Origin of the sequence: Vibrio tapetis subsp. tapetis (assembly GCF_900233005.1) — a bacterium.
Taxonomy (GTDB): Bacteria; Pseudomonadota; Gammaproteobacteria; order Enterobacterales; family Vibrionaceae; genus Vibrio; species Vibrio tapetis.
This window is the reverse complement of the sequence record NZ_LT960611.1, coordinates 1,123,619-1,150,195: the sequence shown is the minus strand read 5'-3', so window position 1 is coordinate 1,150,195 and position 26,577 is coordinate 1,123,619. Positions and strand designations below refer to the sequence as shown.

At 42.3% G+C, this 26,577-nt stretch carries 24 protein-coding genes, 1 riboswitch and 1 other annotated feature; of the genes, 18 read left to right on the top strand and 6 right to left on the bottom strand.

Annotated elements, in window-relative coordinates:
- The first annotated feature begins 1 nt into the window (after position 1).
- On the top strand, positions 2-805 hold the full coding sequence (gene bioC, locus VTAP4600_RS05070) for a malonyl-ACP O-methyltransferase BioC (RefSeq protein WP_102521794.1): 804 nt from the start codon (positions 2-4) through the stop codon (positions 803-805).
- A complete protein-coding gene (gene bioD / locus VTAP4600_RS05065) occupies positions 802-1,488 on the top strand; it encodes a dethiobiotin synthase (RefSeq protein ID WP_172443076.1) in 687 nt (228 codons plus the stop codon). The genes bioC and bioD overlap by 4 nt, the downstream gene beginning before the upstream one ends.
- 87 nt (positions 1,489-1,575) lie before the next feature.
- Here the strand turns inward: bioD and VTAP4600_RS25900 are convergent, their stop codons facing one another.
- A complete protein-coding gene (locus VTAP4600_RS25900) occupies positions 1,576-1,743 on the bottom strand; it encodes a hypothetical protein (protein ID WP_172443075.1) in 168 nt (55 codons plus the stop codon).
- A gap of 321 nt (positions 1,744-2,064) precedes the next feature.
- Between VTAP4600_RS25900 and htpX the strand changes: the two genes are divergently transcribed.
- Positions 2,065-2,931, top strand: coding sequence for a protease HtpX (htpX, locus tag VTAP4600_RS05060; RefSeq protein ID WP_102521792.1), 867 nt, complete (start codon positions 2,065-2,067; stop codon positions 2,929-2,931).
- Between the two features lie 152 nt (positions 2,932-3,083).
- Positions 3,084-3,626, top strand: a complete 543-nt coding sequence (locus VTAP4600_RS05055; RefSeq protein ID WP_102521791.1) for a chalcone isomerase family protein — start codon at positions 3,084-3,086, stop codon at positions 3,624-3,626.
- Positions 3,627-3,635: 9 nt separating this feature from the next.
- On the opposite strand, the gene rsmS is transcribed toward VTAP4600_RS05055, so the two are convergent.
- The 4 genes from rsmS to dinG are packed head-to-tail and all read right to left on the bottom strand — an operon-like array spanning position 3,636 to position 7,236.
- Positions 3,636-3,803, bottom strand: coding sequence for a pleiotropic regulatory protein RsmS (gene rsmS / locus VTAP4600_RS05050; protein ID WP_102521790.1), 168 nt, complete (start codon positions 3,801-3,803; stop codon positions 3,636-3,638).
- Positions 3,804-4,340, bottom strand: a complete 537-nt coding sequence (locus VTAP4600_RS05045) for a primosomal replication protein (RefSeq protein ID WP_102521789.1) — start codon at positions 4,338-4,340, stop codon at positions 3,804-3,806. It lies immediately after the preceding gene.
- A complete protein-coding gene (locus VTAP4600_RS05040; RefSeq protein ID WP_102521788.1) occupies positions 4,337-5,146 on the bottom strand; it encodes a sulfite exporter TauE/SafE family protein in 810 nt (269 codons plus the stop codon). The genes VTAP4600_RS05045 and VTAP4600_RS05040 overlap by 4 nt, the downstream gene beginning before the upstream one ends.
- 11 nt (positions 5,147-5,157) lie before the next feature.
- On the bottom strand, positions 5,158-7,236 hold the full coding sequence (dinG, locus tag VTAP4600_RS05035; RefSeq protein ID WP_102521787.1) for an ATP-dependent DNA helicase DinG: 2,079 nt from the start codon (positions 7,234-7,236) through the stop codon (positions 5,158-5,160).
- Between the two features lie 510 nt (positions 7,237-7,746).
- Here dinG and VTAP4600_RS05030 point away from each other — a divergent pair.
- The 3 genes from VTAP4600_RS05030 (at position 7,747) to VTAP4600_RS05020 (ending at position 11,088) form a co-directional block, all read left to right on the top strand.
- Positions 7,747-8,709 carry a porin gene (locus VTAP4600_RS05030; RefSeq protein WP_102521786.1) on the top strand — a complete coding sequence of 321 codons (963 nt, stop codon included), beginning with the start codon at positions 7,747-7,749 and terminating at the stop codon, positions 8,707-8,709.
- A 137-nt stretch (positions 8,710-8,846) separates the two neighbouring features.
- Positions 8,847-9,518, top strand: a complete 672-nt coding sequence (locus VTAP4600_RS05025; RefSeq protein ID WP_102521785.1) for a YccT family protein — start codon at positions 8,847-8,849, stop codon at positions 9,516-9,518.
- 265 nt (positions 9,519-9,783) lie between these two features.
- On the top strand, positions 9,784-11,088 hold the full coding sequence (locus VTAP4600_RS05020) for an inosine/guanosine kinase (RefSeq protein ID WP_102521784.1): 1,305 nt from the start codon (positions 9,784-9,786) through the stop codon (positions 11,086-11,088).
- Between the two features lie 104 nt (positions 11,089-11,192).
- On the opposite strand, the gene VTAP4600_RS05015 is transcribed toward VTAP4600_RS05020, so the two are convergent.
- Entirely contained in the window at positions 11,193-11,600 is a 408-nt protein-coding gene (locus VTAP4600_RS05015; protein ID WP_102521783.1) for an H-NS family histone-like protein, read from the bottom strand.
- 314 nt (positions 11,601-11,914) lie between these two features.
- Positions 11,915-12,100: riboswitch (Lysine riboswitch) on the top strand.
- Between the two features lie 100 nt (positions 12,101-12,200).
- Here VTAP4600_RS05015 and VTAP4600_RS05010 point away from each other — a divergent pair.
- From VTAP4600_RS05010 to xseB, 11 genes are all read left to right on the top strand, one after another.
- Positions 12,201-13,796: a Na+/H+ antiporter NhaC family protein gene (locus VTAP4600_RS05010; protein WP_102521782.1), complete on the top strand. Its 1,596-nt coding sequence runs from the start codon at positions 12,201-12,203 to the stop codon at positions 13,794-13,796.
- A 181-nt stretch (positions 13,797-13,977) separates the two neighbouring features.
- Positions 13,978-14,116: a sequence feature (His leader region), on the top strand.
- 42 nt (positions 14,117-14,158) lie between these two features.
- Positions 14,159-15,055 (top strand): ATP phosphoribosyltransferase, encoded by an 897-nt coding sequence (gene hisG, locus VTAP4600_RS05005; protein WP_102521781.1) that lies wholly within the window; start codon positions 14,159-14,161, stop codon positions 15,053-15,055.
- 4 nt (positions 15,056-15,059) lie between these two features.
- Positions 15,060-16,358 carry a histidinol dehydrogenase gene (gene hisD / locus VTAP4600_RS05000; RefSeq protein WP_102521780.1) on the top strand — a complete coding sequence of 433 codons (1,299 nt, stop codon included), beginning with the start codon at positions 15,060-15,062 and terminating at the stop codon, positions 16,356-16,358.
- A 14-nt stretch (positions 16,359-16,372) separates the two neighbouring features.
- A complete protein-coding gene (gene hisC, locus VTAP4600_RS04995) occupies positions 16,373-17,425 on the top strand; it encodes a histidinol-phosphate transaminase (RefSeq protein WP_102521779.1) in 1,053 nt (350 codons plus the stop codon).
- A 14-nt stretch (positions 17,426-17,439) separates the two neighbouring features.
- Entirely contained in the window at positions 17,440-18,513 is a 1,074-nt protein-coding gene (gene hisB / locus VTAP4600_RS04990) for a bifunctional histidinol-phosphatase/imidazoleglycerol-phosphate dehydratase HisB (RefSeq protein WP_102521778.1), read from the top strand.
- A 5-nt stretch (positions 18,514-18,518) separates the two neighbouring features.
- Positions 18,519-19,133, top strand: coding sequence for an imidazole glycerol phosphate synthase subunit HisH (hisH, locus tag VTAP4600_RS04985; RefSeq protein ID WP_102523912.1), 615 nt, complete (start codon positions 18,519-18,521; stop codon positions 19,131-19,133).
- A 128-nt stretch (positions 19,134-19,261) separates the two neighbouring features.
- The gene (gene hisA / locus VTAP4600_RS04980; RefSeq protein ID WP_102521777.1) at positions 19,262-19,999 is read left to right on the top strand and encodes a 1-(5-phosphoribosyl)-5-[(5-phosphoribosylamino)methylideneamino]imidazole-4-carboxamide isomerase; all 738 of its coding nucleotides are present in this window, start codon (positions 19,262-19,264) and stop codon (positions 19,997-19,999) included.
- 236 nt (positions 20,000-20,235) lie between these two features.
- Positions 20,236-22,446 carry an Arm DNA-binding domain-containing protein gene (locus tag VTAP4600_RS04975; protein ID WP_102521776.1) on the top strand — a complete coding sequence of 737 codons (2,211 nt, stop codon included), beginning with the start codon at positions 20,236-20,238 and terminating at the stop codon, positions 22,444-22,446.
- Between the two features lie 788 nt (positions 22,447-23,234).
- Entirely contained in the window at positions 23,235-24,029 is a 795-nt protein-coding gene (locus VTAP4600_RS04970) for a hypothetical protein (RefSeq protein ID WP_102521775.1), read from the top strand.
- Positions 24,030-24,106: 77 nt separating this feature from the next.
- Complete coding sequence (locus tag VTAP4600_RS04965; RefSeq protein ID WP_172443073.1) at positions 24,107-25,780, top strand: exodeoxyribonuclease VII large subunit; 1,674 nt, start codon at positions 24,107-24,109, stop codon at positions 25,778-25,780.
- Positions 25,764-25,979 carry an exodeoxyribonuclease VII small subunit gene (gene xseB, locus VTAP4600_RS04960; RefSeq protein WP_102521773.1) on the top strand — a complete coding sequence of 72 codons (216 nt, stop codon included), beginning with the start codon at positions 25,764-25,766 and terminating at the stop codon, positions 25,977-25,979. The genes VTAP4600_RS04965 and xseB overlap by 17 nt, the downstream gene beginning before the upstream one ends.
- The last annotated feature ends 598 nt before the right edge of the window (positions 25,980-26,577 follow it).

Sequence of the window (26,577 nt, the reverse complement as noted above, 5' to 3'; positions counted from 1 at the left end):
GATGTTAGCTCAACAAGACAACGCATTTAAAAATACGCAACGCAAACAAGCCATCATTGAAGCGTTTGGGCGTGCTGCATCTAAGTACGATCAACATGCGGAATTTCAGCGTAAGGTCGGTCACCGTTTACTCGATAAATTACCGCAAGATTTATCAAACTATCGTGTTCTCGATGTTGGCTGTGGTACTGGCTATTTTTCTCATCAACTCGCTTTACGCGGGGCAAAAGTCATTGCGGTAGACATTTCTGGTCAGATGTTAGAGCAATGCAGAAAGCGTTGCGTTGGAATGGATGTGATCACAGTAGAAGCAGACGCAGAACACTTACCGTTTGATACGCAAGAATTTGATGTTGTGTTCTCGAGTTTGGCGTTGCAATGGTGTGAGGATCTGTCTGTACCTTTGGCTGAAATGAAACGCGTGGCTAAATTGAATGCAACGATCGTTTTTTCTTCGTTACTGGATGGTTCACTTAATGAGCTGAAAAAAGCATGGAGTAAAATTGATTCTCATCAACATGTAAATGAGTTTCTCCATGAAAAGCAGGTAAAACTTGCGTTAGCGCAATCCGAAAATGTGATCCATGACCTAGAATCGACTCCTGTTACGGTTTGGTACCAATCTTCTTTTGAGTTAATGAAGGACTTAAAAGGCATTGGTGCGACACATGTAACTGCAAGAACGAACGGGTTAACGACTCGCCATTCAATACGTGGCGTAGAAGAAGAATATCAAAAATTCAGAAACCATCTGGGTCTATTACCTGCAACCTATCAAGTATGTTTTGGAGTGATTACATCATGATTGATGCATTTTTTATTGCCGGTACGGACACCGAAGTTGGAAAAACTGTTGCTTCAAAGGCAATTTTGCAAGCCATTGCCGCTAAGGGGAAGTCGACAATTGGGTATAAACCCATTGCGGCAGGAAGTGAAAAAACCGAGCACGGTCTACGAAATTCAGATGCGCTGCATTTGCAACAAGCGGCAACGTTAGATATTGACTACGATGATGTCAATCCATACGCCTTGTCCTTACCAACCTCACCTCATATTGCGGCCAAGCACGATGGTGTGGTTATCGATTACGATGTGCTAAGTGAAAAACTTGCTCAACATAAGCAAAATGCCGATGTTGTTCTAACGGAAGGGGCCGGTGGTTGGTATGTGCCAGTGTCAGACACTGATCAATTGTCGACGTGGGTTAAAAAAGAACAGCTCCCAGTTGTGTTAGTTGTTGGTATCAAGCTAGGCTGTTTAAGTCATGCGTTTTTAACGGCTCAAGCCATTAAAAATGATGGGCTGAATTTAGTGGGTTGGGTTGCCAATCGCATTAATCCTGGCACTGAGCATTACGCGGATATTATCGAAGCATTGGAACAAAATATTCCAGCACCTAAGCTCGGTATGATCCCATACGTACCGAATGTAAAGAAAAAAGACATTGGTAAATATATTGATCTCTCTCCTTTAGAAAATGCTGAATAACTAAGGCATACGTAAACCGTCTTGATCAATGGTCAAATGCAAAAAGGGCTGCACATAAAGTGCAGCCCTTTTAAATTTTGGTCAATTCTACTTTTCTTGCAATAAACCAAGAACGGCAGACTGAGTTTCAATAATATGCTGTTCCGTTTTGTCTTGACTGTGAATTCCTAGCTCTTCTCGGGCTTCATCTTCTGATAACCCCAAGTGGCAACGCAACATGTCGATAGCCATTTGAAAACTTCCGTTCTCTGTCATTGTCCAATCTCCGTGGAAAAATGTTATGAAGAAGCTCAATACTTTGTGCTTCTTCAGACACTAAACTTCTATCTATAAGTTGCACTGTAAACGTGTGCCATAACAAGAGCAATACGACTATAGTCGTAGATAGGTTGATTGAATAAATGAGTCTCTACCAATCAATAGCTTTATACAATGAGAGTGAAATTGAGACGTAAATTGAAAACAAAATGTTTCAATTTAACACTTAACCTTGTATTAAAAAAAATAGACACTATATGTAGTAAAAGCCCAGCAAAAGACTGGTGCGTTAATGCTTCTTAGATTTGGAGAAAGTAAATGAAGCGAGTCATGTTATTTTTAGTTACTAACTTAGCCGTAATGTTAGTGCTAAGTGTGGTACTTAATATTGTTTATGCTACAACGGGGATTCAATCAGGTAGCCTAAGTGGGCTTATTGTTCTAGCTGGTGTGTTTGGTTTTGGCGGCGCTCTCATTTCGTTAATGATGTCCAAAGGCATGGCGCTTCGTTCTGTCGGTGCTCAAGTCATTGAAAGCCCGCGTAACGAAACAGAACATTGGTTGATGGAAACAGTGAGCCGTCAAGCTCAACAAGTTGGTATTGGTATGCCGACCGTTGCAATCTATGATGCTCCTGATATTAACGCATTTGCAACAGGTGCAAAACGAAATGACTCATTAGTTGCCGTTTCTACTGGCTTGTTACACAACATGACCCGCGATGAAGCAGAAGCGGTATTGGCTCATGAAGTCAGTCACATTGCGAATGGCGACATGGTAACCATGACCTTAATGCAAGGGGTTGTGAATACGTTTGTTATATTCCTTTCCCGCTTTATTGCTAATATTGTTGCTTCTAATGGTGATGACGAAGAAGGGCAAGGCAGCAATATGATGGTTTACTTCGGTGTTTCTATGGTTCTGGAGTTGGTGTTTGGCTTCCTAGCGAGCTTTATTACTATGTGGTATAGCCGTAAACGTGAGTACCATGCAGATGCAGGTGCGGCACAATTGGTCGGTAAACACAAAATGATAGCGGCGTTAGAACGTCTTAAAGTGAGTCATGAACCGCAATTAGAAGGCTCAATGATGGCATTTGGCATCAACGGTAAACAAACCATGACAGAATTGCTCATGAGTCACCCGCCATTAGACAAACGAATTGATGCATTGCGAGCAAGCTAAGTTTTTCTTATTTTAAAGAATTGATAGAGCCAGAAGCGTTTGCTTCTGGCTTTTTTATACCAGCAACCTAAAGCCAAGTTTTGGTTAATAAATGACCATGGAATAGTTCTTGCTCTATTAAGTCTGGGTCTTAATAGCGGCAAGAGGTGTTTATGAAGTGGCTTTTAATCGTAATAACGCTCTACAGTGGAGCCTGCTTAGCTTCCACTCCCAATTCGCAAGATAATGAAGACTGGAATGGTTGGCCTACGGTTGGCACTTCGAGTTTGTCTTGGTTGTTTTTTGATCTTTTTGATTCAGAGTTAAAAACACCGACTGGCGTATATGAGGAAAGTAGCGATGTAACACCGCATGCTCTTGCGTTATTGATCAGCTATTTACGTGATGTTCCCAAAGATGAGCTGTTGAAAGCGACTACGAAACAGTGGACTAAGCTAGGGTACGCAGATGAACTCACATCAGGTTGGTTGGTGAAGCTAGATAGAATTTACCAAGACATTAACGAAGGTGATCGCCTCGTCTATATTACGGATGGCAGCTCAGGTGAGTTCATCATGTATGACAGGCAAAACAATGCCACGTCGTTAGGTGTGATTAAGGACGAACAGCTTAATGATGCATTTCTTTCGATTTGGTTGTCACCAAATACTCAATACCTAAAACACAGAAACCAATTGTTAGGGAAAAAGCGTTAGAACGCAGAGTTACTCTGAAATAGACAGTTTTCTTTGTAGGTCTTGCTCTACGATTTTTAATGCACTTAGTGCGGTTTGAGGGTCGACTTCATTATTTTCAAATAAGTAGATCAGATCGACGGCTAATTTAATATCGTCTGGTGCATGTTCTAAGCTGTTTGTGGTGTTTTTACTCATTTATTGATTTCGCTCTCTGTAGTGGATTCGATTTTCTAAGCTTACTTTAGCCTGCTGGCAACGAGCAAGGCGCTGTTCTGCGGTCATTAAGACATTCTGAATTTGTCGCTGTAAGTAGGCAGGGGCTTGTTCCATCTCGGCTTGCTTGTTATGGACTTGCAGTTTGAGCCTTCGTTCCCACTCATTGTGTTGAGATAATTCTTGATACAGCTGGTTAATTGGTTTTCGGTAGTAGCTGCTGTGTTTTATTTCGTTACTACGGATAGAAACGGTTGATAGCTCACGAGTAATGGCTGCAATTTGTGCGACCATGTGCTCGGCTAGGAAGCTTGCTCGAGTTTTCGTTAAGTTCTCTTTATTCAGTGCTTCAAAAGTGGCTCGTGCTTCGTCAATACACGGGCTAAGCAATGTTGAACCGCCATGAAATAGTTGCTCATCAAACAGTGGCTTGTGGTGTTCGCCGCGTTGCGCATCAAGTTTTTTTGCTTGAAGATCTAAATCATTTAAATGTTGTTCAAAAGAAGATAAACGGCTCATAAGGTGGTAAACCATTCGTCAGGAAACCATACATCGACAAACCAGGCATCAAACGCGAGCTTACCCGCCAATATGACCACGACAGTGACAAATACTGGGCGAATAAAGGTAGCACCGAATTTTATCGCAGAGTGAGCACCAACATAAGCACCGGCCATGAGACAAACGCCCATCGTTAAACCAAGCACCCAGTTGATGTGCCCAAGAAAAGCAAAGGTCACCAATGAGGTTAAATTACTGGTAAAGTTCATTGCTTTCGATAAACCGGAGGCCAGTAAAATATTGATTTTGTACAGTGCCATGCTACTTACTGTCCAAAATGCGCCGGTACCGGGTCCGGCAACACCATCATAAAAACCCAAGCTAAATCCCTGGATCGTTTGCTTGCGATCCAGCTTCGGGCACGCTGTCGGTAAGACATTGCCTGCGTTGGGAGGGGATTTATGCCAAATGGTATAAAGCGCGGCTAAAAGAATGATCAGTGGTAGGGCTTTTTCGAGCCAATCGGTACTGATGGCATCAACCGCTAATGTGCCAATAGTCGCGCCTATAAACGTAGCGACGAAAGCCTTGTACCAGAACTTAGGTTGAAATAAGCGTTTACGGTAATACGTAAATGCCGCAGTCGATGAAGCAAAAGTTGCGGCTAGCTTGTTGGTTCCTAAAGCGACATGCGGAGGAAGGCCTAATGAAAGTAGAGCTGGAACGGTTAGCATACCGCCACCTCCGGCAACGGCATCAATAAATCCAGCAAGAAAGGCAACCAGCGCGAGTAATGCCAAGGTTGTTGGTTCAAGTAATTCCATATTTATTGTTCTTAGTATTCGATATTACGTTTGAAAGGAGGAAGCGAGTCTAATAAGGACTTTCCGTAGCGTTTAGTGACAATACGCCTATCTAATAGCACGACTCTACCAGAATCTCTTTCTTTACGCAGCAATCGACCTACAGATTGAATCAGTTTCTTACTGGCGTCTGGCACTGATATTTGCAAAAAAGCGTTACCGCCTCTGCTTTCAATGTATTCTGCGTGGGCTTCTTCTACTGGTGAGGTTGGCACGGCGAAGGGGATTTTGGTAATGATTAAGTTCTCCAATAACTCACCCGGAAGGTCAAGCCCTTCAGAAAAGCTGCTGGTACCAAATAGCACACTCGTTTTTTGCTTTTCGCACAGTTTTGCGTGTTTGCCTAAAATTTCTGTTCTGGAAGCTTCACCTTGCATCTGCAGATTCCAGTTTTTAGATGTGTTTGTTTTTTCAAGCGTAGCGGCGACTTGCCTCATCTGCCAGTAGGAAGCGAATAGAACTAGGTTCGCTTTATTTTCAACAATAATCTCTGGCATCTTTTCTGCCAACACGTCGCTGTATTCCGGAGACGACGGCTCGCACTTAATTCGAGGAATATAAAGCTCAGCTTGATTTTGATAGTCGAAAGGTGACGCCAACGCTAAAAACTGAGTACCGTCTTCTGCTTTATCGCTTATGCCTGCTTGACGACAAAAATAGCTAAACGAATTCAATGCGCGGATTGTTGCAGACGCTAAAATTGCGCCGTTGCATCGGCTCCATATTGTTTGGTCTAACTTCCAACCTACTTCTAATGGGGACACCGAAACCACAAAATCGCCTTCGCGTTCATCACTGATGGACAACCAACGAGCGAGTGGGGCGCCTTTTTCGCGAATTGGCTCGGCCATTAAATGCCAAACCTTCGCGAGATTTTCTAATCGATTGATGAAAAAACCGGCTTCCGCTAGTGCGGGTTCTGCCAGCCTAGTAGCGAGTTCACCATCTTTAACGCGCTCGCTAATGAGATCGGCTATCTTACCCATGGCCTGTGATGCTTTGGCGGATATCTTTTTCAGTTCTTTTGACTCCAACTCCAACCATTCTGGCAGTTCACCATTCTCGAATCGCAGTGTTTTTTCCTTGAATGCTGCAGGATCGATTTGTTTGGCCAATTGGTTTAGCGATGGAATCAGTAGTTGAATCGACTCTTGGAGCTCATTTCTAAAGCGAGAAACACGTTTGTCGTCGGCAAGGCTTGCAAGCTTGGCCGATACTTGAGTGAGCTTTTCTAACCAACTTGCCGCCCCTTTTAGACTTGCCGCCGCGGACGAATGGTCTCGAGCCACGGTTGGCAGGTGATGGGCTTCATCAAAGATAAAGATGGTTTGTTCAGGCTCGGGCAAGATGACACCGCCACCGAGATCCGCATCTGCCATCACCAAACTGTGATTAGCAATGATCACATCAGATTTATCGAGATGCGTCCGCGCTTTTTGAAACGGACAGTTACGATGGGTGGGTAAGCTATTATTGCAACTGTGCTTGTCGCTGACGATGGAGTGCCAAATGGAATCAGGTACGGTTGAAGGCCAGCTATCTCGCTCCCCGTCCCACTTGTTTTCATTAAAAGCCTTATAAAGGCGTGCCAGTAGTTCGATGTCTTTTGTGCTTGGCTTTTTATCAAACATGGCCAATTGCTCTGAACCTTGTTGACCACTAGCCGCTGCCAGTTTCTCTGCGCAACAATAGCGCTGCCTACCTTTTGCAATAGTAAAAGAAAATGGCTTGTCCGAGATTCGTCTATAGAGAGGAAGGTCTTTACTAATTAGCTGTTCTTGCAGCGCAACAGTGGCAGTAGAAATCACTACTTTTTTATTGCTATGTAAAGCAACAGGGATAGCGCTCATTAAATAAGCCATAGACTTACCAATACCCGTACCGGCTTCCGCAACCATAATGCGGTTGGTCTTGTGATATTGACCCGCTAAGGTTCGAGCTATTTCTGCTACAAGATAATTCTGTGCTCGGCGAGGAACAAAGTTTTCAAGTTGATGTTGAAGGTTCTGGTAGCTTTCACGGATGGATTTCTGAATGTTTGGATTAAGCATTTTCGTTCTCTATATTTGACGCCGCTATTGTACCACATTGCCAAAAAATCGCTGATAAACGGGAATTTACCTTATTTATTAGGTAAATCTAGATCTCAATCACAAAAAAAACTGAACCTTACCGAGGGGGTTTTGTAGTCACTAATTAACAGGTTTTATATGTTGAAATTATAATATGAGCGGAAGTTAATTCTAAAATTAACTTCCGCAATCGTTATTATTAAATTTTTATCCTGAAAAAATAAAAATAACAGGTATTATTTTTTTTAGAGATTTTGATGTGATTTTGCTCTAAATTTTATTTGTATCATTGTAAGTTGTTGATTTTTAATGGTTGATGTTTTTTTATTTTGTTTTTTTAGTCATTTGACAGGGAGGAGAATATTTTGCAATCTAGACCTCGAGATTTTTAGGAGCGGTTTGATTGGTTTTCTAGTCGAATTGACTCCACACAAAACAAAAAGGGAACCGAAACGGAATTCCCATTCTAAGAAAAGGCAGTGGATTATTATGAAAAAGACTCTAGTAGCTCTAGCAGTTATGGTTGCAGCTGGTTCTGCAAACGCAGGCATCGAACTTTATAACAAAGACGGTGTTACAGTGAATGTAAAAAGTGACTTCGAAGTTCGTTATAAAAAAGGCACTAACGATGGTGATGAGCTAAAACAAGAAATCGATGATGCAGAATTTGGTTTCGATACTCGTTACGCAATGGACGATTCTACTCAAGTTGGCTTCTACATGGAATTCACTGGCGTAGAAAAAGATCGTGCTGCTTCTAAAGCTGGCGTTAAAAACGTTTATGTTGGTTTTTATAATGACCAATTTGGTTCGTTTAAAGTTGGTAAATTAGATACAGTTCTTGATGATGCAGGCGTTGGCTCTGATTACCTATTTGGTGTTAATTCTTTTGTTAAACAAATGGATTTCAACTCTGATGAAGCAATTCGTTATGACCTAGACAAAGGTAACTTCTACGCATCTTTTGCTCTTACTCAAGATAAGCACGAGACTAAACTACTGGGTAAAGATGGCCGTTATTTTGATTTGAAAGCAGGCTACCGTGTAGCTGATTTTGATTTCACCGCATTTTTGGGTCAAGCTAAGTTTGAAAAAGGCGCTATTGCTGGTGTTAAAGAAACTTTAGGCGCTCTAGAAGGTGTTTATAAGGGTGTTGAAAATGTAACTCTAGAAGCTGGTTACTACATGGCTAAAACATCGCCTAAAACTGGTTCTGACAAAACAGACAACACTATGGCTTTAGCAGCTGACTATACAATGAACGCATGGAAATTTGCTACAGGCTTTAGTGTAACTAACTATGATGATTCTTCTAAAGATAAGCTAAACAAGTGGTTCTTGAATGCTGGTTACACAATTGCTCCTTCTACTACAACGTACGTAGAAATCGGTGGCAACAATGGTGACAAGCAAGAAGTTGGTTACGGTGTAGGTATTAAAGCATCTTTCTAAGTTTAGCTAGAAACTGTTAGACTCTAAAGCCACCTTTATGGTGGCTTTTTCATATGTGGAGTTAAAAGATCTTGGTGACTAGTCGTCATGTTAGTGACAAACAAATACATATTTTATGACATCGGTTTGGAGAGTTTATGTGTAGCAAAAAAGTGTTTATTAAATCTATTACCACGTTGAGTTTGATGTGGGCTTCAACGGTTCTAGCTGCTGATATTATTCCCGAGAAGGGTGTTAGTCTGTTGATGGTTAATGGCTCAGAAGATGTTAGTAAAATGAAGCCAAGCGCTTTGAAGTCGGGGCAAAACCAAATCGTAGTTGAAATGGATAAAAATATCGGAAAGGGGAGTTCGAACGGCCAGTTTACTTCCGCCCCTTTTGTCATTACGTTTGAAGCCGGTTCGGATGATATAAAAATTAACCACCCTAAAGTGCACAGCATTCAGCACGCTGAGCAAGTATTTAAAAATGAGCCTAAATGGCGCCTAACTTCAGCTGGGAAATCAATTGATTACAAGAGTAATGAATTGAAAGGTAAAAAAGGCTTCATGCCATACTCAGATATGGATGAACTGGTTAAAGAATACAACCAACAAAACGGCATTTATGTTGGCCCTGCAGCCATAACGGTTGCTGCCGCGAGTCAAGTTGAGCCTGCTGTTAAGAGTGCTAAAGCGACACCTAAACAACAAAAACCATCACAAGCTGTAGCTCATCCGCAAGCCTTAGAGCAGATGCAAGCTTGGTATTTAAAAGCGTCAAAAGAAGATCGTAAAGAATTCCGAAAGTGGATGGTAGATCAAGACTGATCCAATTATGTTTTCTAGAAACTAGAAACTAGAAACTAGAAACTAGAAACTAGAAACTATAAGAGCGAAAGCCTGATATATTGGGATTTCGCTTTTTTTATAGTAGCGAAGCGGTCTAGTTTCTCGTAAGGAGCTTGCGACTGATCTAGTCAAATTGCTTATTTTCAATCCGCAATCGTTTGCTATAGTTATCCTTATTGATGCCAATAAACTGGCAAGCTACAATCTCGAACCCGAATTGTCCCTCATATAAGACTGTGTAAATATGAAATTCCCTGGCCAACGTAAATCGAAACATTATTTTCCAGTTCACGCTCGTGATCCGCTGGTAAGCCAAGCTCAAGTCAGTAAGAAAATGTCGCGCATCCATGTTGTTGGTATCGATCAGACTTTGGTGGATATCGAAGCTAAAGTAACGGATGAATTCATTGAGAAATTTGGTTTGAGCAAGGGACATTCGCTCGTAATTGATGACCAAACCGCAGAGCAGTTGTATTGCGAACTAAAATCTCAGGGATTAGTGACCAATGAATACGCTGGTGGCACAATTGGTAATACATTGCACAACTATTCGGTATTAGCCGACGATAAATCTATTTTACTTGGAGTGATGAGCCAAGATATCCAAATAGGCAGCTACGGTTACCGTTACCTATGTAACACATCAAGTCGTATGGATCTTAATCATCTTCAAGGGGTTGATGGCGCAATTGGACGCTGCTTTGCCTTGATCAGTGAAGACGGTGAACGTACTTTTGCGATAAGCGAAGGTCAAATGAACCAACTTCAACCAGAAAGTATTCCTGAATCTGTATTTAAAAATGCTTCTGCTCTTGTTTTAACTGCGTATTTGGTGCGTTGTAAGCCTGGTGATCCAATGCCAGAAGCTACAATGAAAGCCATAGAGTATGCAAAGCAATATGACGTACCTGTAGTATTAACGTTGGGTACAAAGTATGTCATTCAAGACGACCCTGAGTATTGGCAAGCATTTTTGCGTGACCATGTTTCTGTCGTTGCAATGAATGAAGATGAAGCAGAAGCGTTGACTGGCGAAAGCGATCCATTGCTTGCATCAGACAAAGCATTAGAGTGGGTTGATTTGGTTCTTTGTACTGCAGGCCCCGTTGGTCTATACATGGCTGGTTATACAGAAGAGAGCATGAAGCGCCAAACTTCGCTTCCTTTGTTACCTGGTGCTATTGCAGAATTTAATCAGTACGAGTTTAGTCGCCCTGTAAAAAAAGCGTCGAGTGAAAATCCGGTAAAAGTATATTCACACATCGCTCCATATATGGGTGGGCCTGAGAAAATAAAGAACACTAATGGTGCTGGTGACGCTGCACTCTCTGCATTGCTGCATGATATGTCGGCTAATCGTTACCATAAAAATAATGTTCCCAACTCGAGTAAACACCAAATTCCATTTTTGACGTACTCGTCATTTTCGCAAGTATGTAAGTACTCGAATCGTGCGAGTTACGAAGTGTTGGTTCAGCATTCACCTCGACTTTCGCGTGGATTACCAGAGCGTGAAGACAGCTTAGAAGAAGCGTATTGGGATCGATAAATATATAATTGAGGCGTTATTCATAATATAACGCTTTAATGTTCCAATAAAAAAGAGCGCATTAAGCGCTCTTTTTATTTATGTTTTTAACTAAACGTTAATTCTTAAAGAAGAAAATCTTCTAAAGAGCGACCTGCATCTAATTGCTCTTGAATAGCAGAAGGAGTACGGCCTTGACCCGTCCAAGTTTTCTCTTCGCCGTTTAATTCGTATTTGTATTTAGCAGGACGTGGTTCACGTTTCTTTTTCGTTTTAACTTTATTGTCATTGCCAGACATTGCGGCAATTAAGTCTTCAATGGCGATGCCATCTTTGCTGATCATATCAGCGTATTCAGCCAATTTAGCATTACGTTCAGCTTGCGCTGCACGCTCTTCTTCTTCACTGCTGCGACGCTCATCAACAACAATAGTTAGTTTTTCTAGTGCTTCTTCTAAGCTTTCAAGTGGCAATTCACGAGCAAAAGCACGAAGGCTACGGATATTAAGTAGAGTCTTAGCAAGATCTGACATGGTTATTCCTGTTTGAATAATTACGATAACAATCTAATAATAACAGCGTAGAAAAAGAATTCAATATATATGGTAGTAATTGTCTTTCAGTGCAAAGTAATAAAATGTAATTAAGCATAAATATAAATATGAGATTTAAATCAAAGGTTAAACTGGGTCTAAAGTATCTGGACTAAGCTGCTAACGTGGTAATAGGTTCTAGCTTATGAGTTGGTGTGAGAGTAGAAAAGTGAAGTTTTATGTTGCAAATTTAGTCGCATTCCGTAGAATCTCGCTTACCTGATTTGGGCTTTTTGTTATCTGTTAACAAAAACGTTCAAGGTAGAGGCGCAAGAACCATCAGTATATGTTTTTAGGGTGATACCAGAGAGAAACATAAAAAGGGGTTGTTGCCGAAGTGGAGTCAGTAATATCAAGACTCTCCGCTGGGGTTATCTTCGAATAGGGATAACACTGCCATAGTCTATATTGTTGTTAAACTATGGAGCGCTACTGTAGGGCATAGGTGAAGCTTGGCTTCCCTTTCGCTTGTTCAACACTAATGTCCACTATTGGACTATCTGCAGTAGATCTCTAACCAAACATTGGTTTTTGAAGATCATGAATTTAATCGATTTTACATCCTCCTCATTGTCATTATTACCACCGCTTGTTGCGTTGGGTCTGGCGATTGTTACAAGACGCGTTCTAATTTCTCTTGGCGTAGGCATAGTCCTAGGTTCCATCCTTCTTAATGATATGTCTATTCCGAATACCGCAGGCTATATAGCCGACACGGTATCAGGCCTCGTTATATCTGATGGAGGTATTAATAGTTGGAATATGAGTATCGTTGCATTTTTATTATTGCTCGGTATGACAACGGCATTACTTACCCTTTCTGGAGGAACTCGAGCATTTGCTGAGTGGGCTCAAAAGAGAGTAAAAAGTAAACGTGGCGCAAAACTATTAGCCGCATTTTTAGGTGTTTTTATATTTGTTGATGATTATTTTAACAGCCTTGCTGTTGGTGCAATCTCACGTCCAGTAACAGACCGTTTCTATGTCTCTCGTTCTAAGCTTGCCTATATTCTAGATTCAACGGCAGCACCAATGTGTGTATTAATGCCGGCTTCTAGCTGGGGTGCATATATTATGACGATCATTGGTGGCATCCTAATTACTCATGGTATGACAGACTATTCTGCGTTAGGCGCCTATTTACGTCTAATACCTATGAACTTCTATGCAGTCTTTGCTTTATTAATGGTATTTGCGGTTTCATGGTTCCAACTAGATGTTGGCGCTATGCGTAAAAAAGAAATAGAGGCTTCTCAAGGCCACGGCTTTAGTGGTAAAAATGATAGCCAAGAAGCTCATGACTTAAATGAAGAGTTAGATATCGAAGAAAGCGATAAAGGTCGTGTTCTAGATTTGGTTCTGCCTATCGTTGCATTAATTGTTGCTACTATTTCATCAATGATATTTACCGGCGGACAAGCTCTGGCTTCTGATGGTATTGCCTTTAATTTATTAGGTGCATTTGAAAACACCGATGTCGGTAAGTCTCTTTGTTATGGTGGTGTAATTGGTTTAGCTTTTGCTCTAGTAACGGTCATTCGTCAAAAACTGCCGGCACTTGAAATTACAAGAACCATGTGGATAGGTGCACGATCTATGTTCGGCGCCATCTTAATACTATTTTTTGCCTGGACCATTGGTTCAGTCATTGGTGATATGAAGACTGGGGCTTATTTATCGTCGCAAGTGCAAGGTAATATCGGGCCACATTGGTTACCCGTTATTTTGTTCCTGCTTGCTGGTCTGATGGCGTTCTCTACGGGTACATCTTGGGGCACGTTCGGAATCATGCTACCAATTGCGGGTGATATGGCCGGTGCGACTGACTTAGCATTAATGCTGCCTATGCTTGGCGCAGTGCTAGCGGGTTCTGTTTTTGGTGATCATTGTTCGCCGATTTCAGATACGACAATTCTGTCTTCAACGGGTGCTCGTTGTAACCATATTGATCACGTCGCAACTCAGTTACCTTATGCAATTTCGGTTGCATTGGTTTCTTGTGTTGGCTTTATCGTATTGGGAATGACGACGTCGGTTTCTCTATCATTCTCAGCGGCGAGTGTCACTTTTATCATTGTCTGTTTCATTTTGTCAATTCTTGCTAAATCAAGAGCGAACAAAGAAGCGTCGATTTAAAAGTAGCTTACGTGCTAGAAATACTGGTTGGCTAACACAAGGTTAGTGAGAAAAGGAGAAGACCCGGTATTTTCCTTTTTTTTTTGTTTTTTCCAATTTAGGGTTGCAAAATAGCAGTGGCTTCGATAGTGTGAAGTTAACACATGGAGATACTAATTATGCGTAAACAAGCAATGAACATTCATCATCGCCATCATCCTGACTAAGTCTTTCGGGAGGTTTACGTGTAACCGAGAGACAAGGAAAACTCTCGGTGGTTAAGTCCAAATACAAAATATTTAGACCCTCGAGAGACCAGAATCTCTCGGGGGTTTTTTAATTTTATTTATTCGATTTACCGAATTTCGCACAGGGAATATACAATGCAAACACAACGACTAAGAATTGCAATTCAAAAGAAAGGACGCCTAAGCAAAGAGTGTCAAGATCTGCTTAAAAAGTGCGGTGCCAAATTTAACATCATGGGTGAGCGTCTGGTTGTTCACTCAGAGAATATGCCAATCGACTTATTGCTTGTTCGTGATGACGATATCCCAGGTTTAGTTATGGACGGGGTTGTTGATCTAGGCTTTATTGGTGAGAACGAATTAGAAGAAGTTCGCCTAGAGCGTTTATCTCTTGGGGAGCCAGCTGAGTTTACCTCTTTGCGTCGTTTGGACTTTGGCGGTTGTCGTCTATCTATCGCAATTGATAAAGACTTAGAATACAACGGACCACAAGATCTCGCTGGTAAACGTATTGCAACGACATACCCTCAGTTACTTAAACGTTATATGGATTCTCAAGGTGTCGACTTCAGCGCTTGTATGCTGACAGGTTCTGTAGAAGTTGCCCCTCGCGCCGGCCTTGCTGACGGCATTGCTGACCTCGTGTCTACAGGCGCTACGTTAGAAGCGAATGGACTAAAAGAAGCTGAAGTTATTTTTCGCTCAAAAGCGGCGCTGATCAAACGTGCCGGCGAATTTGACGCAGACAGAGAAGCGCTAATTGAAAAACTACTTACTCGTATGCAAGGTGTCATTCAGGCGAAAGAGTCTAAATACATCATGCTACACGCGCCAGCCGATAAACTACAGCAAGTAAAAGATCTACTACCAGGCGCTGAAGATCCAACAGTACTGCCGTTATCTGCAGAGCAAAACCGAGTGGCTGTTCACCTTGTTAGCACCGAAAATCTCTTTTGGGAAACGATGGAACAGTTAAAGGAGCTTGGTGCAAGTTCGATCTTGGTACTGCCAATTGAGAAGATGATGGAGTAACACCATGAAAACGTTAGTGTGGCAGTCGTTAAGTAAGGAGCAACAGAACTCTGTACTAGAGCGACCAGCAATTACCGAAGGCGCGAATATTACTTCTGCGGTTGCAAGTGTCATTGCAAACGTTCAGGAAAATGGCGACCAAGCATTGATAGAGCTGACTCAAAAATTTGATTCAGTTACCTTAGAATCCGTTCAAGTGAGCAGTCAACAAGTTGATGAAGCTTCTGAGCGTCTGTCCGAGAAAATGAAGGCTGCCTTGCAACAGGCATATCAAAACATTGCTAAGTTTCACAATGCTCAAAAGCCTCAACCTTTACGTGTAGAGACTCAACCTGGTGTCGTGTGTGAGCAAGTGACACGCTCTATTAATAAAGTTGGTCTTTATATTCCAGGTGGCAGTGCGCCTTTGCCTTCTACCGTATTGATGCTCGGTGTGCCTGCGCAAATAGCGGGATGCCGCGAAGTTGTATTGTGTTCACCACCACCAATAGCCGACGAAATCCTTTACGTGGCAAAACTGTGCAAAATCGACAAAATATTCAGTGTCGGTGGCGGTCAAGCGATCGCAGCTATGGCCTACGGTACAGAAACCGTCACCAAAGTGGATAAAATTTTTGGTCCGGGTAATGCCTATGTTACTGAAGCAAAACGCCAAGTCAGTAACGATTTTAGAGGCGCAGCAATCGATATGCCTGCGGGCCCTTCTGAAGTATTAGTCATCGCGGACGAAACCGCAGACGCTGACTTCGTTGCGGCCGATCTACTAAGCCAAGCAGAGCACGGACCCGATTCTCAAGTGGTTCTTGTTACCCCATCGGTGGTGCTTGCTGATCAAGTAACAGATGCGGTACAAAAGCAGTTAGCGCAATTATCGAGAAAAGATATTGCAGCACAAGCTCTAGGCTCAAGCCTGATTGTGATTGCAGAGTCTTTAACTCAATCGATCGCCATTTCAAACTTCTATGGGCCAGAGCATCTAATTGTTCAAACCAAGAACCCGCGTGAGTTGTTGCCGTTACTTGATAACGCAGGGTCGATTTTCTTAGGTGATTGGTCTCCTGAATCGGCCGGTGATTATGCATCTGGGACGAACCATGTTTTACCTACGTATGGCTATACACGTACGTATTCTAGTTTAGGCCTTGCGGACTTTTCTAAGCGGATGACCGTACAAGAGCTCTCTAAAGAGGGATTAACAAACTTGGCGCCGACGGTGGTAACCATGGCAGAGGCCGAAGGCCTAGATGCACACAAACGCGCAGTGACTATTCGTATAGAAAAGCTCACTCAAAGCCAAGAATAATAGGAGTTGCAGTAATGGAAAAACTGGCTAGAAAGCAAGTTCAGAAATTGACCCCTTATTTGTCGGCAAGACGCATCGGAGGCAGTGGTGACGTATGGTTAAATGCCAACGAGTCTCCGTTTGATAACGACTATAAAGTAAGTTATGACCGTCTAAACCGTTATAGTGAGTGCCAACCAGACGAATTAATTCGTGCCTATGCTGCTTACGCAGGAGTAGATAAAGAACAAGTACTGACCTCTCGTGGAGCTGACGAAGGCATTGAGCTATTGATTAGAGCTTTTTGTGAGCCAAATGAAGACGCCATTTTGTACTGTCCGCCTACTTACGGCATGTATGCTATCAGTGCAGAAACCATAGGGGTTGAGCAAAAAGTCGTACCGCTTACCGCGGATTGGCAACTGAATTTATCTGAAATTGAAAAAAATCTAACTAACACCAAACTTGTCTTTGTCTGCAGTCCAAATAATCCGACAGGAAATGTAGTTAACCGTAAAGATATCGAAGCCTTGCTTGATATGACGGCGGATAAAGCCATTGTAGTAATGGACGAAGCGTATATTGATTTTTGCCCTGAAGTTTCGACGGTCGATTTACTCGCACGTTATCCAAACTTGGCCATTTTACGAACCATGTCAAAAGCATTTGCTTTAGCAGGGCTACGTTGCGGCTTTACGCTCGCAAATAAAGAACTGATAGATATACTGCTTAAAGTCATTGCGCCTTATCCAGTGCCTATTCCGGTCGCCGATATTGCTATTCAAGCGTTATCAGAAGCGGGTCTTGCTCGTATGAAGTACCAATCACTCGAGTTGAATGCCAACCGTGCTTATCTACAAGTTGGATTGAGCCTGTTGGCAGGCGTTGAGGTGTTTGAAGGTTGGGGGAACTACTTGTTAGTCAAATTCACCAATGGTGATGAAGTATTCAAAGCAGCGTGGGAGCAAGGCATTATCCTTCGTAACTCACCCATTGAAAACTGTGTTCGTATTAGTGTTGGTAACCGAGACGAATGCGAAAAGACAGTTGCGTTTATTCGTAATCTATTATCAAAAAATGTCGCTTAAGCAAGGAAGTCATAGTGAGCACACAACAAAAAATTCTATTTATTGACCGCGATGGCACATTGATCGTTGAACCGCCAGTCGACTTTCAAGTTGATCGTTTGGACAAGCTGAAATTTGAACCATTGGTTATTCCAACCCTGCTTGCATTGCAGGATGCGGGGTATCGTTTAGTTATGGTAACCAACCAAGACGGACTCGGAACAGACAGCTACCCGAAGGCTGACTTTGATGCGCCACAAGACATGATGATGGAGATCTTTGAATCTCAAGGCGTAAAGTTTGACGACGTGCTAATTTGCCCGCATTTCGACGAAGACAACTGTTCTTGCCGCAAACCAAAATTGGGCATGGTAAAAGAGTACCTGCAAGGTGGGAAAGTAGATTTCAAATCATCGGTCGTTATTGGCGATCGAATAACCGACCTTCAACTGGCAGAAAACATGGCTATTCGTGGTATCCAATACCACCCTGAAACCATGAACTGGCCAGCGATACTTAAAGATTTAACGGTCAATGCACGTACTGCAGAAGTCGTACGTACAACGAAAGAAACGGATATTCGAGTTGCGATCAATTTGGATGAATCGGGTGGCAATGAAATTAGTACCGGTATGGGTTTCTTTGACCATATGTTAGATCAAATCGCGACTCACGGTGGCTTTCAGATGAAAGCGACGGTAAAAGGTGACTTGCACATCGATGACCATCACACTATCGAAGACACAGCGCTGGCTTTAGGGCAGGCACTAAAAGAAGCTCTAGGAAACAAACGTGGGATTGGCCGCTTTGGTTTTAGCTTGCCGATGGACGAATGCCTAGCGCAATGTGGTCTGGATCTGTCTGGTCGCCCTTACCTAAAATTTGACGCCAAGTTTAGCCGTGAGCAAGTAGGGGATTTGTCTACAGAAATGGTAGAGCACTTCTTCCGCTCATTGACTGATACGTTAGCGTGTACCTTGCACTTATCTTCGTTCGGTGACAACGACCACCACATCATAGAAAGCTTGTTTAAAGCGTTCGGGCGTACACTTCGTCAGGCGATTAAAGTGGAAGGAACCGAGCTACCGAGTAGTAAAGGGGTACTGTAATGTCTATTGGTAACCAAAAAGTTGTCATTATCGACACCGGATGCGCCAATGTTTCGTCAGTAAAGTTTGCGATAGAGCGTCTTGGTTGCAGTGTTGAAATCTCCAAAGATCCAGATGTGGTCTTGGCGGCGGATAAACTGTTTCTGCCGGGAGTAGGCACGGCAAGTGAAGCGATGAAAAACCTTGCTGAACGTGACCTTATTGAATTGGTAAAGCAAGTAGAAAAGCCGCTGCTTGGGATTTGCTTAGGTATGCAATTACTTGGCAAGTTATCACAAGAAAAAGGCCAAGCAGCAAACTCGCAAGTAGCGTGCTTGGGGCTGTGTGATGGTGAAGTTCGTTTACTGGAAACCGGAGATTTACCGCTTCCTCATATGGGGTGGAACACCGTTAAAGCGTTGCCCGATCATCCGTTGTTTAAGGGCATAGAGCTTGGTGAGTATTTCTATTTTGTTCATAGTTTTGCGATGCCAGTTGGTGAATACACCATTGCGCAATGTGACTATGGCAACCCATTTACTGCGGCGTTACAAAGCGGAAATTATTATGGGGTTCAATTTCACCCTGAGCGTTCCAGTAAGGTTGGCTCTAAGCTAATACAGAACTTCTTAGAGTTATAGAAAATAGCAGGACTAAGGCCCCGCTTTTCGGGAGGTCGAAGGCAAAGTGATAAAACAACGTGGCGTATTTTTAATGCCTTATGCCTTCACCCTAGCGCCTTCTTTCGCCTGTTTATAAAAGGATTTTTATGATTATCCCAGCATTAGATTTAATTGAAGGCCAAGTTGTCCGTCTATTTCAGGGCGACTATGGGCAAGTAACAGAGTATAAAGTCGATCCAGCGGAGCAGTTTAACCTCTACCACCAAGCTGGTGCGAATTGGCTGCACTTAGTCGACTTAACGGGTGCAAAGGATACATCGGCACGTCAGTTAACGTTGATTACCCAGTTGCTTGCAAGTACGCCAGCCAATATTCAGATAGGCGGCGGTGTTCGCAGTGAACAAGACGTCATTGACCTATTAGAAGCGGGAGCCCAGCGAGTCGTGATTGGCTCAACCGCCGTAAAACAGCCAGAGTTAGTAAAGGGCTGGATGCAAAAGTACGGAGCAGAGAAAATCGTTCTTGCTTTGGACATAAACATTGATAGTAATGGCATTCGTAATGTTGCGGTTTCTGGCTGGCAAGAAGACTCAGGGGTGACTATTGAGGCTTTACTGGATGATTATCTGACGGTTGGTCTTAAACACGTTCTGTGTACCGATATATCCCGTGACGGAACATTAACGGGCTCAAATGTCGAACTCTATGTTGATCTTTGCCGTGAATACCCACAGGTACAATTTCAATCATCGGGCGGTATTGGCAGTTTAGATGATATCGAAGCACTAAAAGGCAGTGGTGTCGCAGGCGTTATTGTTGGCCGCGCACTACTTGATGGAAAATTTAACGCACAGGAGGCTTTCGCATGTTGGCAAAGCGAATAATTCCCTGCCCTATGCTAAGTTATTGATTATTCATTTAAACTAATCGGTTGACTATTTCGCCTGTTATACATATAAAAGCCAGTTAAACCAGTGGGTTAACTGGCTTTTTTGTTGTTTTATATCTGTGTTTGTTTTTGAGTCAATTGAATAGTCTAAATCTTTATGCTGATTCTTTGCTGATTTTGTCGTAGAGTGAGTCGATGTTCACCCTCGAATGATTATGCAAAGGAATAGTTATGCACGTACAGACTTTTAACGGAAATGTGGCTGAATTATTGGCGCAATTGAGTTCGGACACATTACTTGTTGGTCGTTATTGTGCCTCAGACAGTCCTGTCGTTATCAACGTTAAAAAGGCGAATGTAGAGCTGCTTTGGATTGGGCGGCCGAAGGCGTTTCCGCTGAATGTGCAGTGGCACTATGTGCTTGGTGTGATGCCTCGCATGCAAGATCACGATGCGCTATTAAAAGAAATGGCACGGGTTGAGCTGCTGTCGGTCAGATTAGAGTATTCGCTTGAGCGCAACTGGCTTCCGCCCAAAGAGGTACTCAAGATCGTGCAGCCGATATGCTCGCTCGATTTCAGTGACACGGCGGTTCAAACGCAGCTTAAAAAGGTGTTTGCTCTGGCGAGCATCGAAGGGTATGAGAAAACCGTGCTGAAGTACAAAGATACGTCATCGAACTCAGAGGGGATAAAATTGGAGGTGCGTGCTTCTGGCAGCGCGTCATACTACATCACCTATCGATTAAAAGACGACCAAGGAAAATGGTCGAATGAGAGCGCGAAAGTGGTGGGTAATGCACGTACGGTCTCATTGTTGCAAGCGCGAGAAGAAGCCCACTACCTTAAAGCCAAATTCATTGAGAAAAATAAAGTCCCCCCCAAAACGCACACTCGTGAAAACAAAGCCGTTCGAACGTTTCGTCAATTGCATGAGTTGCACGTTCGAAGTGAGCGAGGCTCAAAGTTAAAGCCTGGTACCGTCGCGGATTATGACGCGGTCGCGTTTAATTACTTAGGCAAGCAACGCGACTACAACCAATATCAAAAAGAGCGACAGGATCATCATCATCGAGCACCACGTTCGACAAAGGGGACGTTTGTGGGGCTGGGGATTCTTGACCGTGATTTTGATAGTCTGAATTACACCGAGGCCAAGCAGTTGCACGCGGATTTGAAAACCGCCATTGATCTGAATAACCAAGCCGTAGGTAAGACGTCAACGGGCCGTCAGGCCGATAAAGTGTTTACCTATGTGCGAACCTTGATTGATAAAGGGAACCTGCTCATGCAAGAGCGCGATCCCGAGTGGAGCATGAGAAATCCGATCACGCTCTTCTCAAAAGAAAAAATTTGGTGTAACCCTGGTGGGAATTCGGTTCGAAAAGACAAAACGCTGCCTGATCAATGTTACCCCACGTTGTGGCGAGGACTGCAAGAGCTTCGCAGCTATCGTCTAGACAATACTTCAGGGAATACGCGCAACGTTCACAAAGATGTCCGCAGCTATAAGCTCAATTCACTGTTTTACGAATTTTTGCTCTATACAGGTTTTCGCCCAGAAGATGCGGTAAGGATAGAGTGGTCACAAATTAGCATGAAAGAAGGCTCGATCACTTGGAAAGCAAGCCAGCGTCAAAACATCAAAAATGGGGCAGGGATCAATGACGAGCACTTTGTGTTGTATTTGAATCAGCAAAGCTTTCAAGTGATCAAAGCGTTGGATACGCTCTACCAAAGCTATCGAGATGAAATTGCAGAGCCATTTGAGCGCCAGGTCGAGAAGATAAAAGCAGAGAAAGCGGTGGATCTTAACAAAATTAAAACGCTTCAAGATGAACGTGATGAAGACATTGCCCGTTTGGCATGTGAACGATACCTGTTTTGCAACGCTTACTTAAATAACAAGATGAAACCCAACCCTACCTTGTTTATTGATCGCTTAGAGGGGTTGACCGATCTGCGGATCACGGCAGCCAGTTTTCGAGCGATGTTTCAACAAAAAGCGGCCGAGGTTGGTCTTAAAGACTATGAGATAAAACGCCTCGTTTTTCACAAGATGCAGGTCAATAAGTCTGATGTTCAGGCGGGGTATAACATGACCTCAGCGAGTTTTTTGAAACGCATTAGTCAGAGAGTTGCGAATAAAATCTCTGCGTTATGTCGCTCAGAATTTGAGCAGGAAACTTTTATGCTACTGGATTCGTCGATGGCGAAGCGCATAAAAAATGCTTTAGATCTTGAAACCCACAACAAGAGCGAAGTTATTGAATTAATGAACGATGAACAGTACGAAGCGTTTGCGCAGGCTGAAAAAAGGACGGTTGAGGAGAATGCGCAGATGATGCTCGACGACTTCTTACAATTGATGCAAAACCCCGCAGTAAAATCAGAGCTGGAACGCCTGAATCTTTACAAGCACCGCCATTATAAGGTGAATTAATGCCCCTTAACCTCGGTGAGGGCGAGGGTGTTTTGCATAATCAATAAATGGAGCACGGTAGGGCTTAGCATTCGCTGAGCCTTTGGGTTAATCGTAATTGAACAAACGTGTCGTAGGTGTGAAATCGTGGAGCCAGTGTTACTTTCGGCGTGGTATTTCGCGCTTTAGAGTTATCAATCATTTAATCGAGACACAACCCGCCCTCTACGCCTTATATTTACTCATATTTCTAGTTGACTAGATTTTTCATCTTACATAACGAATAAAAAAGATATAAATCTTGCTTGACTTGTGCTTATTAGTTGTTAATACTGAAGTTGAATCAGCGGAATCAAAGCAAAATTCTTTTGCTTTGCCCAATTCGATTCAGCTCATCTAGCTAGGTTGCGTCGGCACTCTAGCGTAGACAAGCACAAAATATTCAAAATAAAAACAAAATACAATTTAGTAATACCCAACTTGATAATCGTTGGGAATCTGGTTTACCACACCAGTAGTGTGTTTTTTTGTTTTGGATAGGAGTGTTTGTTATGCCATTATTTTTTTCATCATCATCATCATCATCATCACATCGGACCACATTGCACCTCGTGCAAGGTCTATTTCCGTCTGAACAGATAATAAATTCCCACAGCTTAAAACTGATTATAGCTCGACTTTATACAGCGCTGATCAATCAAAATTTCAAGCTTCTCACATCTCCAAAATCTACTCTACATTGCTTGCTCACATTCGTGTTGAGCTGCAATGTTCCGATCTTTTCTACCGTAAATTAAAGGACTAATCTCATGAGTGAACATAAAACCAGTCAAGCACAGGTACTGCTGACAGTCAGTGAACTAAAAAATCTTGATTCAAATGAGTATTTGGATCATAGGATGAGAATCTCTAACAAGCTTTCAATGGATGAAAGCAATCTCGATATTCTCATGGGGGCGGTTGTTGCCATGAGGGTGACACCTGAACTTCGTCGAAGAGAGTTGAATAAAAAATTCCCATTTTTATCAAATTTTTTGGATGTGGATTTTTTTATAACGTGTGCAGATTTTCGGGAAATCAACGCTTTGGACCAATTATTACGTCAATTCGAAAACGGACATACGATCCATATTAGTATCGAGATGTACCTAGAATTTGGTTCGAAAATTCATCAACGTTGTCGACCTGATCAAGATAAGACTATCTGTCGCTTAGGCTCTGCGGTCATTGGTGTTGAGCTTCAGACGGGGCAAGTTACTTACTCATATCCTCTCAATCAATCAAGAGCAACATTGCCATATAATGTAACTCAATTAATGACTCAGTATGCAATTCTCAACAGTTCCAAGTTGAACTGGAATGGATGTTTCAGTGCGACTGATTTCGTCCTGGATGCTAGCGAGAACACAAAGCTTGCAACCTTTTTCAATGTTGAAGCGGGTGAAGATGTCGAGATTGTGTTCACGACTCGCGCGTCGAATATTGTTAGAAATGACAAAAACTTGGATATCGTTTGTATACAAGATGACAGAAATTACGAGGTTTGTAGCGAGGCATTGCATGCGAGCAATGTCATTAGGTTTACGGATTTACTCGCTCTATAGGTGCAGAAACGTGGTCACTATTATTATGATAGGGGCCACGTGTTGATTTGCTCACTTTCTCACTTATGGAGAAGATTATGTCAGGATGCAAAACTGAACATATTTCATTGAGCCAGTTGCTCAGTCATGTTGAGGGCGTTATAAAAGGGCACTTCAGTGAATTACAGTGGATCACGGCGGAAATATCACGAGTTAAAAAGAGTGCAAATGGACATTTGTATTTAGAGTTAGTTGATTCTGAAACCCAGTCAGAAAAAAATCAATCACTCTCAAAAGCAACGGCCATTATGTATAAGAATCAATTGTATAAAATTGACGAATTTGAGCAGCTGACTGAGGTGAAGCTTACCGATAAATTGAAGGTAATGATGCAAGTTAACGTCAATTATCATAAAAGTCATGGGTTGATGTTAATTATTCATAATATTAGTGCTAAGTACCAGATTGGCGAACATGAACTAAAACTTCGCGAAATTAAAAAACGATTAACAGCACTTAACGAGATACGTTTAAATGTCGATCTACCATCCCCTCGTGAGTTTTGCCGTGTCGCTGTGATTGGCCCTAAAAACTCTTCTGGCCTCGCGGACTTCACTTCAAAAGCAGATCAGCTCACCAGTCACAATATTTGCTTCTTTGATTACTTCTATGCAAATTTTAGTCAAACCAATTCGCTTGTCGAGGCATTTCATCATGTTGTAAAAAGTGGGAATGACTACGATGTGATATGTCTGATACGAGGCGGTGGTGAGTCTGCGAGTCTTAACATTCTTAACGATATGAGAGTGTCCAGATGTGTGTGTCGAAGTCCATTTGCAGTTTTTACGGGACTTGGGCATCAAACAGATCGTTTGATACTCGATGAGCTAGCGAATCGTCAATTTTCGACGCCATCTATGGTGATTTCCCATATTGAACAGGAAATTATCTTGCATGCACAGAGTGTTAGAAAGTTAGTATCAAGCCTCCAAAATAGCTGTAATACCTATTGTTCTAGAAAAAAAATTGAGATTGAACATCATCGTGAATTTTTACATGACAATAAAAGGGCCGCTTTAGATATAGCAAAACGAACGGTAGAGAACCGCCATTATGATGTACTCAGAGATGCCAAGATAAAATATCAGAATGCAAAATCCAACGTAGAGGCTACCCATTTTGAGAGCTATCGTTTTGCCAAAATATTAGTTGAATTCTCGAAAGAAAAAATGGATGCAACATATCGTTCTGTTATGTCCACATGCTCCCGACAGGTCAGTGCTAATTTGACAGATCTATTTCATCATTATGCTCAGTTGCATAATGATGGACGAAATTGCTTATCTCTCTCAAAAGAAAGAACGCGCAATGATTTATCAAGAATTGTCGACTCTGTTTCTAGAGATGTGCATAGAAGTCGAAATGACATTTCTTCAATGTTACCTACAGTCTTTTTGAGTGCTAAAGCAATAAGTAAAGAAGTCAAAGGAGCATTGCTCACCGCTAGAACTTCCATTTTTAACACAGCTAATGAAGCGGCAAAATCACAATCTGAAGCCGTTCAGATGAGAGCGAATATTTTGTCTGCTTACGATCATAGAAGAGTGCTTGAACGGGGCTATGCACTCGTTTTTGATGAAAAAGGGCATGTTGTTAAGAGATCTAATTCTGTTTCCGAAAACTCACAAAGTGTAAAAATCAGATTCTTCGATGGCGAAGTTTCTTTTATAGCTAAAAATTTAACTGGAGAATGCTATGAACAAGCAAACTAAAAAATACCTAGAAAGTTATAAACAGCTTAAAGATGCAGCAAAGAAGTTACAGCAAAACTCAGAAGAGGTAGATGTTGACCAAATTATTCCGTTGGTAGAACAAGGAACACAGGCGTATGAACATTGCATGAGTCGAATTTTACAGGTAGAGAAAATGCTTAAGTCGATAGAGAGCAAGCATCTTGTTAACAGGACATAGTTCAATGACTAATTAATAGTAGGCTCTGCAAGCAGAGCAGCTCAAGTCCATGTGCACTTTACTAAGGTATATATAATACTATAGGGAACTGCACATGAGATTTGTTCAATGAGAATAGCTGGTGCTTAACGTAGTTCACCTTGATTTTGCTTGCAGAGCAAGCACTCAGGCTCTGCAAGCAGAGCAATCCAAGTTCATGTGCACTTTACTAAGGTATATATAATACTATAGGGAACTGCACATGAGATTTGTTCAATGAGAATAGCTGGTGCTTAACGTAGTTCACCTTGATTTTGCTTGCAGAGCAAGCACTCAGGCTCTGCAAGCAGAGCAATCCAAGTCCATGTGCACTTTACTAAGGTATATATAATACTATAGGGAACTGCACATGAGATTTGTTCAATGAGAATAGCTGGTGCTTAACGTAGTTCACCTTGATTTTGCTTGCAGAGCAAGCACTCAGGCTCTGCAAGCAGAGCAATCCAAGTCCATGTGCACTTTACTAAGGTATATAAATACTATAGGGAACTGCACATGAGTTTAGTAAGAAAACAGGTGTCCAACGATCTCCACTTGGATATTGTGTTCCGCACCAGTT

Excerpts from the sequence above, each read along its gene's own strand:
- bioC (WP_102521794.1), top strand. The coding sequence starts at position 2 with ATGTTAGCTCAACAAGACAACGCATTTAAAAATACGCAACGCAAACAA.
- bioD (WP_172443076.1), top strand. The coding sequence starts at position 802 with ATGATTGATGCATTTTTTATTGCCGGTACGGACACCGAAGTTGGAAAA.
- VTAP4600_RS25900 (WP_172443075.1), bottom strand. The coding sequence starts at position 1,743 with ATGACAGAGAACGGAAGTTTTCAAATGGCTATCGACATGTTGCGTTGC.
- htpX (WP_102521792.1), top strand. The coding sequence starts at position 2,065 with ATGAAGCGAGTCATGTTATTTTTAGTTACTAACTTAGCCGTAATGTTA.
- VTAP4600_RS05055 (WP_102521791.1), top strand. The coding sequence starts at position 3,084 with ATGAAGTGGCTTTTAATCGTAATAACGCTCTACAGTGGAGCCTGCTTA.
- rsmS (WP_102521790.1), bottom strand. The coding sequence starts at position 3,803 with ATGAGTAAAAACACCACAAACAGCTTAGAACATGCACCAGACGATATT.
- VTAP4600_RS05045 (WP_102521789.1), bottom strand. The coding sequence starts at position 4,340 with ATGAGCCGTTTATCTTCTTTTGAACAACATTTAAATGATTTAGATCTT.
- VTAP4600_RS05040 (WP_102521788.1), bottom strand. The coding sequence starts at position 5,146 with ATGGAATTACTTGAACCAACAACCTTGGCATTACTCGCGCTGGTTGCC.
- dinG (WP_102521787.1), bottom strand. The coding sequence starts at position 7,236 with ATGCTTAATCCAAACATTCAGAAATCCATCCGTGAAAGCTACCAGAAC.
- VTAP4600_RS05030 (WP_102521786.1), top strand. The coding sequence starts at position 7,747 with ATGAAAAAGACTCTAGTAGCTCTAGCAGTTATGGTTGCAGCTGGTTCT.
- VTAP4600_RS05025 (WP_102521785.1), top strand. The coding sequence starts at position 8,847 with ATGTGTAGCAAAAAAGTGTTTATTAAATCTATTACCACGTTGAGTTTG.
- VTAP4600_RS05020 (WP_102521784.1), top strand. The coding sequence starts at position 9,784 with ATGAAATTCCCTGGCCAACGTAAATCGAAACATTATTTTCCAGTTCAC.
- VTAP4600_RS05015 (WP_102521783.1), bottom strand. The coding sequence starts at position 11,600 with ATGTCAGATCTTGCTAAGACTCTACTTAATATCCGTAGCCTTCGTGCT.
- VTAP4600_RS05010 (WP_102521782.1), top strand. The coding sequence starts at position 12,201 with ATGAATTTAATCGATTTTACATCCTCCTCATTGTCATTATTACCACCG.
- hisG (WP_102521781.1), top strand. The coding sequence starts at position 14,159 with ATGCAAACACAACGACTAAGAATTGCAATTCAAAAGAAAGGACGCCTA.
- hisD (WP_102521780.1), top strand. The coding sequence starts at position 15,060 with ATGAAAACGTTAGTGTGGCAGTCGTTAAGTAAGGAGCAACAGAACTCT.
- hisC (WP_102521779.1), top strand. The coding sequence starts at position 16,373 with ATGGAAAAACTGGCTAGAAAGCAAGTTCAGAAATTGACCCCTTATTTG.
- hisA (WP_102521777.1), top strand. The coding sequence starts at position 19,262 with ATGATTATCCCAGCATTAGATTTAATTGAAGGCCAAGTTGTCCGTCTA.
- VTAP4600_RS04975 (WP_102521776.1), top strand. The coding sequence starts at position 20,236 with ATGCACGTACAGACTTTTAACGGAAATGTGGCTGAATTATTGGCGCAA.
- VTAP4600_RS04970 (WP_102521775.1), top strand. The coding sequence starts at position 23,235 with ATGAGTGAACATAAAACCAGTCAAGCACAGGTACTGCTGACAGTCAGT.
- VTAP4600_RS04965 (WP_172443073.1), top strand. The coding sequence starts at position 24,107 with ATGTCAGGATGCAAAACTGAACATATTTCATTGAGCCAGTTGCTCAGT.
- xseB (WP_102521773.1), top strand. The coding sequence starts at position 25,764 with ATGAACAAGCAAACTAAAAAATACCTAGAAAGTTATAAACAGCTTAAA.